We start from the raw sequence: 15,771 nt of genomic DNA on the forward strand, positions 1-15,771 counted from the left end.
TCAGCCGCGCCTCGATCGCCTCGATGACGCGCGGACGCAGCTCCGCGGCGCGGATCACGGCGTCCACCGAGCCGACCTCGACGGCCCGCTGGATGTTGTGCACCCGGTCGAACTCCGTGGCCACCTCGCCGAGCTTCTCCGCCCGCACCGAGGACCGCAGCTCGTCGAGCTCGGCCGTCAGCGCGGCGCGCTCGGTGCCGGACGCGGCGGCGACGCGGGCCTCCAGGGCACGTACCCGCTCGTCGGCGGCCGTCCGGGCGTTGACGTCGGCGGAGAACACCACCGCGGCGGCGGGAGCGCCACCGAGCACCGAGGCGAACGACCCCTCCAACGCGAGCACGGTCATGCTCGGGTTCAGCGCCTTCGAGAACACCACGAACGCGCCACCGTGGTACCGCGAGATCACGCAGAACACGATCGGACCCCGGAAGTTGACGATCGCCCGGCCGATCTCCGCGCCGTACTCCAGTTGCAGCTTGCGCATCGACTCGGGCGAGCCGTCGAAGCCGGACAGGTTGGCCAGCACGACCAGCGGACGGTTGCCGCTGGCCGCGTTGATGGCCCGCGCGGCCTTCTTCGACGAGCGCGGGAACAGCGTGCCCGCCGTGTAGGTGTCCGGGCCGTCGGTGGGCGGGAACCCCCGGCGCGGCACCGACCGGGACTCGATGCCCAGCAGGCACACCGGGATGCCGCCGAGGTGGGCGTCCTGCACGACCGCCGTGTCGGCGTCCGCCATGCCCGCCCACCGCTCCAGCACCGGCCGGTCCTGGTCGGCCAGGGCCCGCAGCACCGTCCGGATGTCGAACGGCTTCTTGCGGTCCGGGTTGGCCTCGGCGGAGAAGATCTCGCCGACCGTGCGGAACGGGCTGCCCGCCACGTCGTGCGGGAACTCCGAGATGTCCCGGTCCACCGGGTCGGTGGTGGTCACCCGCCGCGGGGCGTCCTCGCCGGGCGCGACGTACGTGTGGTCGTAGTGGGCCATCAGCACGTCCCGGGCGGCGGTCAGGTTCGGCGCCCAGTACTGCGCCTGCCCGTTCGGGCCCATCACCCGGTCGTACCCGCCGATGCCGAAGTTGTCCTCGGCGGAGACGCCGCCGGAGAAGTCCAGCGACTGCTTGCCGGTGAGCACCATCGCCGAGTCCGGGGTCATCACCAGCACGCCCTTGGTGTGCATGAGCATCGTGGCCTCGGCGTTCCAGTACGGCTGCGCGCCCACGTTGATGCCCGCGACCACGATGTTGATCTCACCGCCGTCCTGGGTGAACTCGACGATGCGCTTGAGCGCCGCCGCCACCCAGTCCATGTTCTCGGTACCCGAGGTCATCGAGATCCGGGCCCCGGCGGACAGCGCCCACCACTCCACCGGCACCCGCATCCGCTCCGCCAGGTCCAGCGCGGCGATCACCCGCCGGCACTCCGGCTCGGACAGCGCGCCCAACGACTTCGTCGGGTCGCCGAGCAGCACGACCCGGGTCACGCCCTGCGGGTGCCGTGCGGTGGGCGCGGTGACGACGCCGGCGACGATGGCGGCGCGGTTGCGCCCCTTGGGCCGGTCCACCGGCACCAGCGCGTACGCGTCGTCGAGGTCGTGCTCGACGAACTCACCGAGCCGGGCGGTCAGCTCGTACGGGTACACCGTGTTGCGGCTGCTGGCCCGGAGCACCTTGAGCCGGTACTCGTCCAGCGGCTCGACCGGCTCGGCCGGCGGCTCGCCCACGGTCAGCTCCGCGCCGCCCTGGGCGTCGAACGAGATCCGTACCGCGATCTTGGTCAGCTCGCCGGTGCGGCGGTCGCGCTGCCGCGCGATGAACAGGATCTCCTCCAGGCCGGCGCCCACCGTCGTCGGGCGCACCCGCCCGGCGATCATCTCCATCTCCTCGCGGGTCAGCTCGCTCGGCGGCCACACGTAGATGACGATCCGGTTGGTGGTGAACCGCGTCTTCGACGGCCGGCGCGACTGGGCCCGGCGGATCGAGTCGAGGCAGGCTGCCACCGCGTCCTCGGCGGTGGGCAGCGCCACCAGCCGACCGTCCTGCTCGCGCAGCTCGGTCAGGTCACGGACCTGGGCGAACGCCACCAGGCGCTCGTCGGCCGGGTTCTCCCGCGCCACGCACTGGAAGAGGTAGACCTCCTCGTCCGACGACGGCAGCCGGGTCAGGTCGAACTTGTGCAGCCGCTCCAACTGCATCCGCTGCGCGATGTACGGGTGCAGACCGCGGATCAGCCGGTCCTCGACCATCCCCGCGTCCGAGGGGCGGAAGGTGAAGTGGTGGTGCATGACCGCCCCGCCGCGGCCCGCGACGGTGGCGGTGAGCCGACGGACCTGCGCCGGCAGCGGATAGGCGGCGAGCACGTCGCGCAGCGCGGCGGCCATCGCGTCGAAGTCCTCCGGCTGGTTCTCCCAGCCGAGGTAGATGTCGGCGTCGACCGACTCCTCGGTGGCGGCCAGCTCGGCGAGCCCGCGCAGCGCGTCGCCCAGCCCGTCGAAGCGGACGGCCGCGGAGACCACACTGGAGTCCGCCCGCTCGGCGACCACGAAGGCGCAGTCGCCGACCTCGCGGGTCCGCACCCGGCTGAGCGCCTTGTTGCCGTAGTAGCGGCGGGTCAGCACCTCGAGCATCACCGTGTTGTCGAGGTGGTGCCGCACGAGCCGCTGGCCGAGCAGCCGGACCAGCGGCTCGGTGCTGCGGACCATCTCGGCGACGCGCTCGGCGCGGTCCGGCGCGTCCGGGTGGGCGTCCAGGTGTCGCAGGTGGGCCCGGACCTGCGCGTAGACGCGGGCCCGGTTGCGGCGCAGCAGCGGCTGCGCGAACCAGGCGAACACCACGCCCCGGGCCAGGTCGGCGATGGCCGGGAAGCGGACCTGCGTCGCGGCGATCAGCCGTTCCAACGCCAGACCGGCGGGCTCGCGCAGCGACTCGTCCGGCGGGGTCTCGCGCAGCCACTCACGCAGCAGCGCCGCCACCACGGTGGCGTCCACGGACGCGCGCTGCTGGGCCAGGAAGATCCGGAACACGGCGGCTTCCAGGCCGGGGGAGCGCTCCAGGTCGGTGACGCCGTAGTGGCCGAGCGCCTTGGCGAGCTTGGCCTGGAAGGCGTCCGGCAGCCCGGCCCGCTCCACGTCGAGGCTCTGCAGGTAGGTGTGCAGGTACTCCCGGTCGCTGCGCGCGTGGGCGCCGCCGTCCTCGCCGGTCGGCCGGTTACGGCTCAGCTCGGCCAGGTCGGCGAAGACGTCGACGAGGTCCACCTCGGCGGCCAGCGGCCGGTGCCCGTCCTCGGCCGCCAACCGGCGTACGACGAGGTAGTCGTCGAGCACCCGGCGGTCGTCGTGCGGGTCGACGTCGAAACCGAGCAGCAGGCCGCGCAGGTCCTCCTGACCGCGCCGGCTGCGCTCGTACGCCGATCGGCCGGCGTCGGCGGCGGGCAGGTCCAGCTCGACGGTGGGACCGCTCGGGCCGGCCACGGCGTCGGACGCCTCGTCGGCGACCGGCTCCAGCCGCAGCAGCGGCGCACCGGCCTCCACCTGGCTGCCCACCGAGACGGCGCACTCCTTGAGCCGGGCCTTGAACGGCGCGCGCAGCACCGTCTCCATCTTCATGGCCTCCAGCACCAGCACCGGTGCGCCCGCCTCGACCTCGGCGCCCACCTCCAGCGGGGTGGCGACGACCAGTGCGGGCATGGGGGAGCGCAGGACGCCACCCTCGTCGCGGCTGACCCGGTGCGTCACGCCGTCCACCTCGACCAGATGGGTCGGGCCGTGCGTGCCGGTGAGCAGGCGGTACCGGGCGCCGTTGACGGCGATCTGGCCGGTGTGCCGGTCGAAGCGGTCCAGCTCGACGTCGGCCGTGCGGACGTCGCCGCCCACCTCGATGCCCACCCGGAACCGGTGCGCGCCGATCCGGGCCACCCGCAGCCGGTAGGTGACACCGCGCAGCTTGAGGTCCAGCGGTCGGCCGCTGGCGTGCTGCACCTGCGGACGTCCACCGGCGGCGGTCGACAGCAGCCGCTGCCGCTCGGCGCGCTCCTCCTCCTCGTACGACTCGATCGCGGCGGCGGCCAGCGCGACGGCGGAGTGCCGGTGCGTGACGAGCCGGCCCTCGCCCCGGACCCGGTCGATCCAGCCGGTGTCGGCGCTGGCGTCGATGACCTCGGGCTGGTCGAGCAGGTCGAGCACGAAGCTCTTGTTCGTCGCGCCACCGTCGATGATCACGGTGGTGTCGGCCATCGCCCGCCGCAGCTTGCCCAGCGCCTCGTCCCGGTTCCGCCCGTACGCGATGATCTTCGCAATCATCGAGTCGAAGTCGGCCGGGATGGTGTCGCCCTCGCTCACGCCGGTGTCCACCCGGATGCCCGGCCCGGCCGGCAGGTCGAGTCGCGCGATCCGCCCCGGTGACGGCGCGAAGTCGCGGTCGGGGTCCTCGGCGTTCAGCCGCGCCTCGATGGCGTGCCCGCGCTCGACGGGCGGGTCACCCACGAGCCGGCCGCCCGACGCGACGTGCAGCTGCGCCTTCACCAGGTCAAAACCGGTGGTCAGCTCGGTGATCGGGTGCTCGACCTGGAGCCGGGTGTTGACCTCCAGGAACGCGAACAGCCGGTCGCCGGGGTGGTAGAGGAACTCCACGGTCGCCGCGCCCCGGTAACCGACCGCCACGGCGAGCCGCTCCGCCGACGTCTTCAGCTCGGCGGCCTGCGCCTTGTCGAGCACCGGCGAGGCCGACTCCTCGATGACCTTCTGGTTGCGCCGCTGCACCGAGCAGTCCCGTACGCCCAGCGCCCAGGCGGTGCCCTGACCGTCGGCGATCACCTGGACCTCGACGTGCCGGGCGCCGGTGACCAGGCGCTCCAGGAACACGATGCCGCTGCCGAACGCCCGCGCCGCCTCCTGGCTGGTGCGCTCGTACGCGTCGGCGAGTTCGGCGTCGTTGGTGACCACGCGGATGCCGCGCCCGCCACCGCCGGCCGTCGCCTTGAGCATCAGCGGGTAGCCGATCTCGGCCGCCGCCGCCGTCGCGGCGTCCAGGCTCTCGACGGCGCCGCGGCTCCACGGCGCGACCGGCACGCCCACCTCCTCGGCGATCAGCTTCGCGCCGATCTTGTCGCCGAGCTGGCGCATGGCCTCCGGGCTCGGTCCGACGAAGGTGACCCCGATCTTCTCGCACAGCTCCGCGAAGGCCGGATCCTCGGCGACGAAGCCCCAGCCGACCCACGCGGCGTCGGCGCCGGTCTCGGTCAGGGCGCGCTCGAGCGTCGCGAGGTTCAGGTACGGGCGGGCCGACGCCGGACCGAGGTCGTAGGCGATGTCGGCCTCGCGCACGAAGGTGGCCGTGCGGTCGACGTCGGTGTGGAGGGCGACCGTCTCGATCCGGCTGCCCGTCTCCGCGGCCAGCTCCCGGACCGCGTGGATGAGCCGCATGGCGGCCTCACCACGGTTGACGATGGCGACACGGTTGAACACCCGACTGACCCCTTTGGTAGACCATGATGTACGTGCCGAGACACGACGGCTCCCGGCAGTGATCACTTTTCCGGCTCGGAGCGGACGGCGCCATGGTGCAACGGCCGAACCAACCGCCGCTGAATTGTAGAGACCCCACAAAACTTTTTGGCTGTCCGTCGCGGAGCGCCGGATAGATGTCCCCTCTTCGCGATGAACGCCCCGACATCACCTTTCGGCTTCTTCACCCCATTGCGCCCACCCTGGGCCCGTCGCCCACCCCTGACCGAGCGGACGCGCCACGGCCGACGGTTCGCCGTGACGCGCCGCGGCCGACCCCGGGACAGCGAAAAGGCCCGCGCCCTCTGTGGGCGCGGGCCGGTGGAACGTCTTCGTCCTACTTGGACGGCTCGGGCAGCTTGCAGTCGACCTTGGGGTTGGCCCCGATGTAGTTCAGCGGTCCGGCCACGATCGTGACCAGGATCGTCCCCGCCTCGGCGCAGTTGGTGTCGTCGCCGCTGTAGTAGCCCCGCTGGCCGGCGGCGACCGCGCCGATCACCAGCCAGATCACGACGATGACTCCGAGTATCGAGGTGCCGCGCATCGCTGCCTCCTGAAGGAATGTGGTGTATCTGAGGTGCAGGCGTTGTACCCAATCGGGTCGCGTCGCCAAACGGTGGGCGCGGCGTACCCGGGCGCATCGTCCGTCCGGCCGATGTCGGCATCGGCCGCCCGCACCACGTCTCCCCGCGCGGCTATCGGATCGCCGACCGACCCGGCCGCCGCGCGGGGCATCGGACGTAGAACTGCCTCACGGCCCGCCGAGGAGGACCCATGGACGTCCCGACACCGTCGCTCTACATCGACCGCCCCCAGGACGTCGCGGTCGCTGCCCGCGCGCTCGCCGAAGGCGCGGTCGTCGCGGTGGCGTTCGCCAACGTCTACGCTCTCGTCGCCCGCCCGGACCCGGCCACCGTATGTCGGGTGAACCTGGCCAAGGGCCGGGCCGTCGACCAGGTCGGCAGTATCACCACCGCGATCGGGCGCATCCCGGGGATGTTCGACTGGACCCGCATCTCGCCGCGGTTGCCGGTCGGCCGGGTACGGGCCCTGATGGACACGCTCTACGGGGCCGGGCCGTTCGGCTTCCGGGGTCCGGCCGCCAGCCGGCTGCCCGAGCACCTCACGCAGGTCGACGCCGGACTGCGTACCGCCCAGGTCATCGCTCCCGGCCTCACCTGCCCGTCCAACGCGTTCTTCGAGCGGGCGCTCGTCGAGGCCGGCACCGACCATCTCTACATCACGTCGGCGAACCGGTCCCGGCACCACACCGGAGCCCTCGACGAGCCGGCCCACTGGAAGGCCGGGGCGCTCGCCGCCGACTTCGCTCACCTGCGCGACCTGGTCGTGCTGGCCCACCCGGACGAGGCGGTGGCCCGGGCCGCCTACCCGGGCTACCTCACCACCTCGGTCACCCTGCTCTCGTTCCACGCGCCGGTCGGCGAACTGGAGGAACCGCCGGTGCTGACCGTGGACCGGCACGGCTCGCTGCACGTCGACGACGTGCGTCGGGCCGCCGTGCCGCTGGGCCTTCAGGTCCGCCTCGGCGCGACCGCCGGGCAACGGCTACAGGCCCGGGGGTACGCGGGCGCGCTGGTGTGACCATGCGGCTCAGTGCGGCGGTGCGGGGGCTTCGGGCGGTTTGCCGCGGCTGCGCCGGTGGTCCGCGTAGGCGACCCCGGCCAGCACCAGCATCGCGCCGACCGAGGTGGCCAGCGGTGGCAGGTACAGCGCCACGGGCGCGATCGTCAGCAACGCGAGGAGCCCGCCGGGGCGGGACGGCGACACCCGGCTGAACACCTCGTACTCGAACGACGACCGGCCGATCAGGAACAGCGCCGGGCCACCGAGGATCACCGCCGCCCAGGCCGGCGGCGTACGACCGAAATGCTCGTGCAGCACCAGGTCGAACCCGGCGGCCGTGGTCACCACCCCGGCGATCATCAACAGGTGGGTGTACGGGGCGGTGAACAGGAACTTGGCCGGCGCACCGGACATCTTGATGGCCGTTGGCAGCAGTTGGCCGGACTTGTGGACGTAGATCCGCCAGAGCAGCAGGGTGGTCACGAACGCCACCGCGAACGACGCGATGTTCTGCGCCTCGGTGTGCGCCAGGTTGAACATGGTGCCGATGGTCAGGATGGCGTCGCCGAGCGCGATGATGAAGAACTGCTGGTACCGCTCGGAGAGGTGCTCGGCCGTGACGTTGCGCTGCGGCTCCGGCACCACCCCGAGGCCCGGCACCGGGTACGCCAGCCGGAAGCCGGTGTAGTCGATGGCCAGCGCGATGGCCCAGCACGCCAGCCGGGCGTCACCGGCCACGAACGCGCCGATGATCCAGGGGATCGCCGACACGACGAACCAGCTGAAGATGCGCAGCGCCCGGCGCTGGGTCTGGGGTTCGCGACGCACGGCCGGCATCAGGAACAGCCCGCGCCCGAGGTGGATGGCCACGTACGTGCCCGCGAAGACGATGCCGCGCGCGTTGAACGCCTCCGGGATCGCCGTGGTCATCAGCAGCGCGCCGAACATGACGGCCGAGATCAGCAGCTTGATCTCGGTCCGTTCCGGGTCGTACAGGTCGGTGACGAGGGTGGTGATCGCCCACGTCCACCAGACGGCAGCCAGCAGGATCAACGCCTGCCCGGCGCGGTGCCAGTCCAACTGGGTGACCATGCCGCGCGAGATGAGCGCCAGCGCGACCACGTACACCAGGTCGAAGAAGAGTTCGAGCAGCGTCACCCGGCGGGGGGAGTCCGGGTCGCGCACCGGTGGTTGCGTCCTGCCCGGCCCGGGCTCCGGCGCGGAGTAGTGCACGCTCGCTCCTGCGGTGCCGGTGGACTCGGCGGACCGTCCTGCCCACCTTCACCGACGCTAGCCAGCGGCGCACCCGCGCACCCCGGGATTCGTCGCACCGTCCCCCGACCGGGCGGTCGATCGACGATTTCGCGGGCGGCCGGGTCCGCTGATCGGCCCGGGGGTCGATCAGGACGGGCGTCGTCCCCACCGTGCTCGGGCGCCCGGAACGAGCGAACCCCCGGCGGTCCGCAGGGACGGCCGGGGGTTCGTGGTGGTGCGTCAGCCCTGGTCGCCGCCGGGCAGAACGGCGCTCGCCTGGTCGCCGGCGCCGGCCAGCACCCGAGCCTGCTGGGGCCAGCTGGCCAGCCCGGGCGCGGCGCGCAGACCGGCGGCCCGGATCAGGTCGCGCAGCGCCGGCTCGTCCAGTTCGCCGAGCTGGCGGTAGGTGCGCACGCCGGCCGCCTGCAGCGCGGCGGCCATCTTCGGCCCCACCCCCTGGATCCGGCGGAAGTCGTCCGCCGGACCGGTCGGGTCGGTGTCCGCCGTGGCCGCCGGGATCGACGCGGCGTCGGCCGCGCGGACCGGCGGCGTGGCCCGCGCCGGCTCGGCCTCGTCGACGTCCGCCGCCGTCCCGGCCGCCGCGACCGCCGGGGTCGTCTCGGCCGGCGTCGTCCCGGTGTACGCGCTCTCGGCGGCAACGCCGTCGGCCTGCTCGGTCGGCGTGGCCCCGACCGGCGTGGCCGCGACCGGCGCGACCTCGGTCGCCGTGGCCGCGACCGGCGCGACCTCGGTCGCCGTGGCCGCGACCGGCGTGGCCTCGACCGGCGTGGCCGCGACCGGCGCGACCTCGGTCGCCGTGGCCGCGACCGGCGTGGCCTCGACCGGCGTGGCCGCGACCGGCGCGACCTCGGTCGGCGTGGCCTCGACCGGCGTGACGTCGACCGGCGCGACCTCGACCGGGGTGGCGTCAGTGACGGTCGGGCTGGTCTCGGCCTGCTCGATCGGCGTGGTGTCGGCGGGCGTGTCGTCGACGGGCGTGTCGTCGACGGGCGTGGTTACGACCGGCGTGGTGTCGGTGGGCTCTGCCGGCGTGCTGTCGGGCGACGGGGTGTCGGTGCTGTCGTCCAGCGGCTGGCGCGGTGCGATCACCGTCGCCGGGGCGGGCTGCTCGTCGACCGTGCCCGGCTCGTCGACCGGGTCGGTCCGCTCGGTCGTCGGAAGGGTCGGCGGGGCTTCGGTGAGGGCCATGTCGCCGGGGTCGACGGCGTTCGGCGCGGAATCGTCGTCCGGCGTGGTCACGGCGGCCGGCGCGCTGACCGTGTCCACCGGGGTCGGCTCGTCGGCGACCGCCACCGGAGCGGGGTCGATGGTCGCCGCCGGCCGGGCCTCGTCGGTCGTGGCCGGTGGCTCCGGGTTGCTGACCACGGCCAGGCCGGCGACCGGGTCACCGTCCACGATGGGCCGGGTGGTGGCCCCCGCGCCCTGCCGGCCGCGCAGCAACCATCCGGCGGCCAGGCCCAGCAGCACCGCCACGACCACTATCAGCGAGTGTCCGATAGACCACTCCACGGCGAACCTCCCTCACACCTCGTCGAGAAAGTCACGAAAAAAACTCGCCGCAGCTTCGCACACGCGCTCGGACGACGACAGACAGGACCGGCGGCACGCGACCACCACCTCGCGGGGTGCCCGGCAGGTGACGCAGAGTCGCACCTACCTGCCCGTCCACCAACGGCGGAGACGAAGCGACCCGGGTACGACGTGTGCACGTCGTACCCGGGTCGCTGGTGCCGTGGTCAGTCCTGGTCGCCCTCGTAGGTGTGGAAGTCGTCGACGAAACGGCGTCGCAGCGGGGGGACCCGGCTGGTCACTCCGAAGTAGCCGCGCGCGCCGAGCAACGCGAGACGGCCCACCACCGGCTTGTACATCCGGTCGTCGCCGTTGGTGCCGCTGCGGTTCAGCGACTCGGCGACCCGTGCGAAGCCGTACGGCACCATCGCGGCTTCGTAGTCCGCCACGGCCTGCACGAGCGTCTTGTCCCCGGCGGCGGCGCTGGTGAGGTGCTGGCAGAGCAGGCGGGCGTCGCGCAGCGCGGTGTTCGCCCCCACCCCGCGCCCCGGGGTCATCGTGTGGATGGCGTCCCCGAGCAGGGTGACGGTGCTGCTCTTCCACGGTGGCGTCGGCTCGGACGTGCTCACCCTGATCGGCAGGACACTGCCCGGATCGCTGATCCGCAGCAGTTCCCGCAGGTGCGGGTGCCAGTTGGGGGTCAGGTCCAGCGCGACCCGTTTCAGATCCTCGCCCCGGCGTTGCAGGACGTCGGACGGGAACCGGCGGGCGGTGCTCCAGATGATCAGGTTGATGTAGTCGGCGCTGGTGTGCTCCGACAGGCCGGACCAGTCCCGCAGCAGGGCGGCGTCGTCGGCGCCGACGCCGGGCTTGACCGCCCCGTCCGGGTCCCACTTGAACTCCATCACGTGCAGCACACCCATCGTGCCGCCGGCGCCGAAGATCAGCGAGATGCCCCGACCGACGCGCTCGGGCACGAGGCTGCGGGTCTGCGCGGTCAACGGGATGCGGGTGGCGATGTTGATGGTCCCCGCGTCCCGGATCACGGCGTGCGGCAGGTACTGGCGGCGTACCGCCGAGTGCGTGCCGTCCGCCGCCACCAGCAGGTCGCCGGTGGCGCTGGTCCCGTCGGCGAAGTGCGCGGTGACCGTGCCGTCGTCGTGCTGCTCGTACCGGACGAAGGTCTTGTCGAAGTGCACCACGTCGGCGAGGCCGGTCAGCAGCACCTGGCGCAGCACCATCCGGGCCACCGAGTGCTCGGTGTGCACGGGATCGACGGCCGGCCGCAGCTCGAACGACGCGGTCTCGCGCAGCCGCTGCGTGACGACGTTGAAGTAGCTCGGCGGCCGGGCGCAGGTGGCCAGGAACGTGGCGAACAACCGCGGTGGCAGGCAGTCGCGCAGCGCCCGGCTGCCGGTGGGACCGATCCCCACCCGGTAACCGAGCAGCCCTTCGCCGCTGTGCCGGTGCCGCTCGTAGACGGCGACGCTGATGCCGGCGCGGCGCAACCCGTGCGCCAGGCACAGGCCGCCGGTGCCGGCGCCGATGATCAGGACGTGTGGTCCGGTGGTGGACATGTCAGCCGGCCGGGTGAGGCGCCGCCGCGTCGGCCGCGTCCCAGCGGTAGAAGCACTCGGCGATGGCGTCCTTGGGGGAGCGCCAGGTCGACAGGTACGGCGAGGTGTGCGCGGCGAGCCGCTCGTTGACCTGCTGGAACAGCGGATGGGTACGGGCGGCCGCGAGGGCGCCCGGGTCCACGTCCGAGGTTTCGATGAGGTGCACGAACACGTCGTGCAGGCCGTACAGGGACCGGTGCGTGACACCGGTGAGGCCGGGCAGTTCGGTGGCGTCGGACTCGGCGAAGATCTGGGCGACCCGCCCCTCCGCGCCCGGGATGATCCGGCTGACGATCAGTAGACGACTCATGGGACCCCTTCCGCCGGTGGCCGATCCCGACCCGCGGGCCGGTGGTCACGTGCTCGATGCGGTCACCGTGCCGCAGGCTGTGTCACATCACCGTCACGTGCGCCGCCCGGTCCGTGACGGCCGAGCGGCGGTGTCCCGGCCGGCGGCTGCGGACGGCTGGCCGCCCGGATCGGGGCGAGCGTGTCGTCGAGCAGGGCGCTCATCGCCGGGCTGGGTTCGAGACGCAGCTCGCGGCGCAGCAGGTCGCGGTAGACGTAGAAGGCGTGCACGGCCTCGAAGGCGTTGCCCTCGGCGAGGTGGATCCGCACCACCAGCCGGTGCGGCGTCTCGCGCAGCGGCTCGGCGGCCATCGCCTCCAACGCCGCCTCCAACGCCTCGCCGTGCCGACCGGCGGCGAGGTGCTGGGCGGACACCTGCTCCAGCATGTGCAGGCGCAGTTGCCGCAGCCGCTCCCGGTCCAGCAGCACCCAGTCGTCGTACCAGCCGGGCAGCAGGTCGTGCCGGCCGGCGGCGAGCGCCCCGGCGGTGCTCCGCGGGTCGTCGCCGTTGCGCACCCGGGCGGCCGTCCCGACGAGGTCGTCCACGTCGAGGCGGACGGCCGGGGCCAGTCGGACCGTGTCGCCGGCGACGATCATCGGGCAGCACGGGTCCTGCCGCAGCCGCCACAGCGCGGTCCGCAGCGACGACAGCGCCCGCTCCTCGGACACGTCGGGCCAGAGCAGCCCGGCGAGCTGGCTGCGGGTGGCGCCGGGGCGCAGCCCGATCAGCGCGATGACCCGTTGCAGCCCGCGTGGCACCACGATGTGCGCGGTGGCGTGCAGGAGGCGGAAGCCGCCGAGCAGGTGCAGCGTGAGGTCACCCGGGTCGGGACCTGCGGCGCTCGGCACGGACGAATCAGCGGCCACGGCGGCACCCCCTGCGGAACGCTCGTCCCGACTGTCTGCTGTGTCCCGGATCGGCTGCCCGCGTCGCCACCGTCGGCTCCGTCGATGGAATCCGACCACGGCTGTCCAGGCGCGGCACCACCCGCCGGAGCCGCCGGGCTGACCACCGTGAAGATTATCAATTACGGTCACGGTGAGTCAACGCCCATGTTGGCCCCATCTCGCCCATGAAATCGGTTCTGAACTGGTAAAACGTCGATCCTTTCCGGTGGGCTGCACAAGGGACGCATAGCTCATGCACAGGTTGCGTCAACGCAGCGTCACCAATGGGCGTCGCCGGCCGGCCCGTCGCGGTGACGCCGCCGTGACGACGACTGCCGCATCGTGGCGGCAGTCGTCCAGCGCGTCCGAGAGGCCATCGGCCCGGCCCGGACGCCGTGGGGGGAGGCCCAGCCATGGACCGATCGCTGATCATCGCGAAGGTCGTACCGACCGCGCAGGAGCAGGTCGCCGAGATCTTCGCCGAGTCGGACGCGACCGAGCTGCCGCACCTGGTCGGCGTCCGGCACCGCGCGCTGTACCGGCTGCACGACCTCTACGTGCACCTGCTCGAGACCGAGCAACCGGCGCAGCCGGCGGTCGAGGCCGCCCGGGGGCACCCCGAGTTCGTCCGGGTCAGCGACCGGCTCCGACCGTACGTCTCGCCGTACCTGCCGTCCTGGCGCTCCCCGCGCGACGCGATGGCGCGCTGCTTCTACCGGTACGACGCCCCGGACGCCGGGGGGCGCTCGTGACCGCCGTCGCGGGGCAGGAGGAGCAACTCTGGTCCCGCTGCGCCGGCTGCGCGAGCCTGCTCTACCGCAAGCGGCTGCGCCGCAACCTGGACGTCTGCCCGGAGTGCGGTGAGCACTCCCGGCTCGGCGCGCCGGAGCGGCTGCGGCAACTCGTCGACCCGGGCTCCCTGCGCCTGCTGCCCGACCGGCTGCCCGAGGCGGACCCGCTGGACTTCGTCGACGTGCTGCCGTACCCGCACCGGCTCACCGCCGCCCGGGCCGCCACCGGCCTGCCCGAGGCCGTCCTCTGCGGCACCGGCACCATCGGCGGGCACCCGGCCGCCCTGGCGGTGATGGACTTCCGCTTCCTCGGGGGCAGCCTCGGCGCCGCGGTGGGCGAACTGATCACCCGTACCGCCGAGCGGGCGCTCGACGACCGGGTGCCGCTCATCCTGGTCACCGCGTCCGGCGGCGCACGGATGCAGGAGGGCGCCCTGTCGCTGATGCAGATGGCCACGGTCAGCCAGGCGATCGCCGCCCTGCGCGAGGCGGGCCTGCTCACCATCAGCGTGCTCACCGACCCGACCTACGGCGGCGTGGCGGCGTCCTTCGCCACCAACACCGACCTGGTGCTCGCCGAGAGCGGCGCCCGGATGGGCTTCGCCGGTCCCCGGGTGATCCGCCAGGTCACCGGTCGGGCCCTGCCGGAGGGGTTCCAGACCGCCGACTTCCTGCTGCGCCACGGGCAGGTGGACATGGTGGTGCAGCGCCGGTCGTTGCGCGGTCGGCTGGCGGCCCTGCTGGCCGCGGTCCGCGCCGGCCGTCCGGCGCGGACACCCGTACCCCGTCAGGAGCCGGCGCGGGACCACGAGCGCCTGGCCGACGCGGTCCCGCCGGCGGCGGCCGACGGCGGCCCGCCGCCGGAGGTGGGCGACGCCTGGGACACCGTGCGCACGGCCCGCCACCCCGGTCGACCCACCACCCTGGACTATCTGGACTCGGTCTTCGACGGGTTCGTCGAGCTGCACGGCGACCGGCTCGGCGGGGACTGTCCTGCCATCGTGGGCGGGATCGCCCGGTTGGCCGGGCGGCACGTGATGGTGATCGGCCACCAGAAGGGGCACACCACCGCCGATCTGGTCGCCCGCAACTTCGGCATGGCCAGCCCGGCCGGGCACCGCAAGGCGTTGCGGCTGATGCGTCTCGCCGCCCGACTCGGCCTGCCGGTGGTCACCCTCGTCGACACGCCCGGCGCCGACCCGGGCATCAGCGCCGAGGAGCAGGGGCAGGCGGCGGCGATCGCGGAGAACATCCTCACCCTCACCGTGCTGCCGACCCCCGTCGTCACGGTGATCACCGGTGAGGGCGGCAGCGGCGGCGCGCTGGCCCTCGGCGTCGCCGACCGGGTGCTGATGCTCCAACACGCCGTCTACTCGGTGATCAGCCCGGAGGGCTGCGCCGCCATCCTCTGGCCGGACCGCTCCGCCGCCCCGCAGGCGGCCCGCGCGCTGCGGCTGACCGCACCCGACCTGCGCCGCCTCGGGGTCGTCGACGAGATCGTCCCCGAGCCGGCGACGGCCGCCCACGACGACCCGGCCGAGACCGCCCGGCGGCTGCGCGCCGCTCTGCTGGCCAACCTGCTGCCACTGCTGGACGTGCCGCCCGCGATGCTGGTCCGGCTGCGACGGCAGCGCTTCCGCCGGTTCGGCGCCACCCGCGCCGGTGCCCAGGTGGGTGCCCGGTGACCGCCGGCGCCACGGTGTCCACCGCCGACGGCCCGAACGGCCGGGCGGACGTCGACGGGCAGCTCCCTGCGGGGAATCCGGGGTCCGACCCGGACGGCGAGGAGGTGCTGGCCGGGCTCCGTCGACAGGCGCGGCATCTGCTCGCCGAGCTGGCCGGGCCGGTACGCCGGATCCGGTTGCGCAGCGGGGCGACCGTGCTGGAGATCGAGTGGCATCCGGACGAGGCGGTCGGACGGTCGGACGTACCCCCGCCGCTGCCGGCGGTCGCCCCCACGCCGTCGCCGCCCGCGGCCGTGCCCGGGCCGCCGGCCGCGCTGATCCGTCCCCCGGTCCCCGGGCGTGCGGCGGTCCGGGCGCCGATCGTCGGCACCTTCTACCGCGCGTCGGAGCCGGGTGCGCGACCGTTCGTCGCCGTCGGCGACCTGGTCCGTCCCGGCCAGCCGGTGGGGATCGTCGAGGCGATGAAGCTGATGAACGAGGTGAGCGCCGACCGGGCCGGCCGGGTCGTCGCGATCCTCGTCGAGGACGGTCAGCCGGTGGAGTACGACCAGGCGCTGGTCGAGCTGGATCCGGCCTGACGG

The 15,771-nt window shown here is 73.5% G+C and carries 10 protein-coding genes and 1 pseudogene; 4 read left to right on the plus strand and 7 right to left on the minus strand.

Annotated elements, in window-relative coordinates; translation table 11 throughout:
• A partial coding sequence (locus tag AC3EN4_RS29480) for an ATP-binding protein (protein ID WP_435209568.1) occupies positions 1-5,455 on the minus strand: 5,455 nt, incomplete at its 3' end.
• 376 nt (positions 5,456-5,831) lie between these two features.
• Positions 5,832-6,038 (minus strand): hypothetical protein, encoded by a 207-nt coding sequence (locus AC3EN4_RS29485; RefSeq protein WP_306271566.1) that lies wholly within the window; start codon positions 6,036-6,038, stop codon positions 5,832-5,834.
• A 230-nt stretch (positions 6,039-6,268) separates the two neighbouring features.
• Between AC3EN4_RS29485 and AC3EN4_RS29490 the strand changes: the two genes are divergently transcribed.
• Positions 6,269-7,096, plus strand: coding sequence for a hypothetical protein (locus AC3EN4_RS29490; RefSeq protein WP_435209570.1), 828 nt, complete (start codon positions 6,269-6,271; stop codon positions 7,094-7,096).
• A gap of 9 nt (positions 7,097-7,105) precedes the next feature.
• On the opposite strand, the gene AC3EN4_RS29495 is transcribed toward AC3EN4_RS29490, so the two are convergent.
• The 5 genes and pseudogenes from AC3EN4_RS29495 to AC3EN4_RS29515 all read right to left on the minus strand — a co-directional run bounded on the left by AC3EN4_RS29495 (position 7,106) and on the right by AC3EN4_RS29515 (position 12,693).
• Positions 7,106-8,311, minus strand: coding sequence for a low temperature requirement protein A (locus AC3EN4_RS29495; RefSeq protein WP_435209572.1), 1,206 nt, complete (start codon positions 8,309-8,311; stop codon positions 7,106-7,108).
• A gap of 261 nt (positions 8,312-8,572) precedes the next feature.
• A pseudogene (locus tag AC3EN4_RS29500) lies at positions 8,573-8,809 on the minus strand (helix-hairpin-helix domain-containing protein); the annotation flags it as partial.
• A 1,280-nt stretch (positions 8,810-10,089) separates the two neighbouring features.
• The gene (locus AC3EN4_RS29505; protein WP_435209574.1) at positions 10,090-11,439 is read right to left on the minus strand and encodes an FAD-dependent oxidoreductase; all 1,350 of its coding nucleotides are present in this window, start codon (positions 11,437-11,439) and stop codon (positions 10,090-10,092) included.
• A gap of 1 nt (position 11,440) precedes the next feature.
• A complete protein-coding gene (locus AC3EN4_RS29510) occupies positions 11,441-11,788 on the minus strand; it encodes a TcmI family type II polyketide cyclase (RefSeq protein ID WP_422740150.1) in 348 nt (115 codons plus the stop codon).
• Between the two features lie 62 nt (positions 11,789-11,850).
• Positions 11,851-12,693: an AfsR/SARP family transcriptional regulator gene (locus AC3EN4_RS29515; protein ID WP_422740151.1), complete on the minus strand. Its 843-nt coding sequence runs from the start codon at positions 12,691-12,693 to the stop codon at positions 11,851-11,853.
• A gap of 434 nt (positions 12,694-13,127) precedes the next feature.
• Here AC3EN4_RS29515 and AC3EN4_RS29520 point away from each other — a divergent pair, with 434 nt between their 5' ends.
• Genes AC3EN4_RS29520 through accB form a run of 3 tightly spaced genes read left to right on the plus strand, consistent with a single transcriptional unit; the run spans position 13,128 to position 15,768 of the window.
• Positions 13,128-13,466 (plus strand): TcmI family type II polyketide cyclase, encoded by a 339-nt coding sequence (locus AC3EN4_RS29520; protein WP_435209577.1) that lies wholly within the window; start codon positions 13,128-13,130, stop codon positions 13,464-13,466.
• Complete coding sequence (locus AC3EN4_RS29525; RefSeq protein ID WP_435209579.1) at positions 13,463-15,190, plus strand: acetyl-CoA carboxylase carboxyltransferase subunit alpha; 1,728 nt, start codon at positions 13,463-13,465, stop codon at positions 15,188-15,190. Before AC3EN4_RS29520 ends, AC3EN4_RS29525 begins: the two co-directional genes overlap by 4 nt.
• Positions 15,187-15,768: an acetyl-CoA carboxylase biotin carboxyl carrier protein gene (gene accB / locus AC3EN4_RS29530; RefSeq protein ID WP_435209581.1), complete on the plus strand. Its 582-nt coding sequence runs from the start codon at positions 15,187-15,189 to the stop codon at positions 15,766-15,768. The genes AC3EN4_RS29525 and accB overlap by 4 nt, the downstream gene beginning before the upstream one ends.
• Positions 15,769-15,771 lie beyond the last annotated feature (3 nt).

It is taken from the genome of Micromonospora sp. bgisy143 (genome assembly GCF_057708145.1).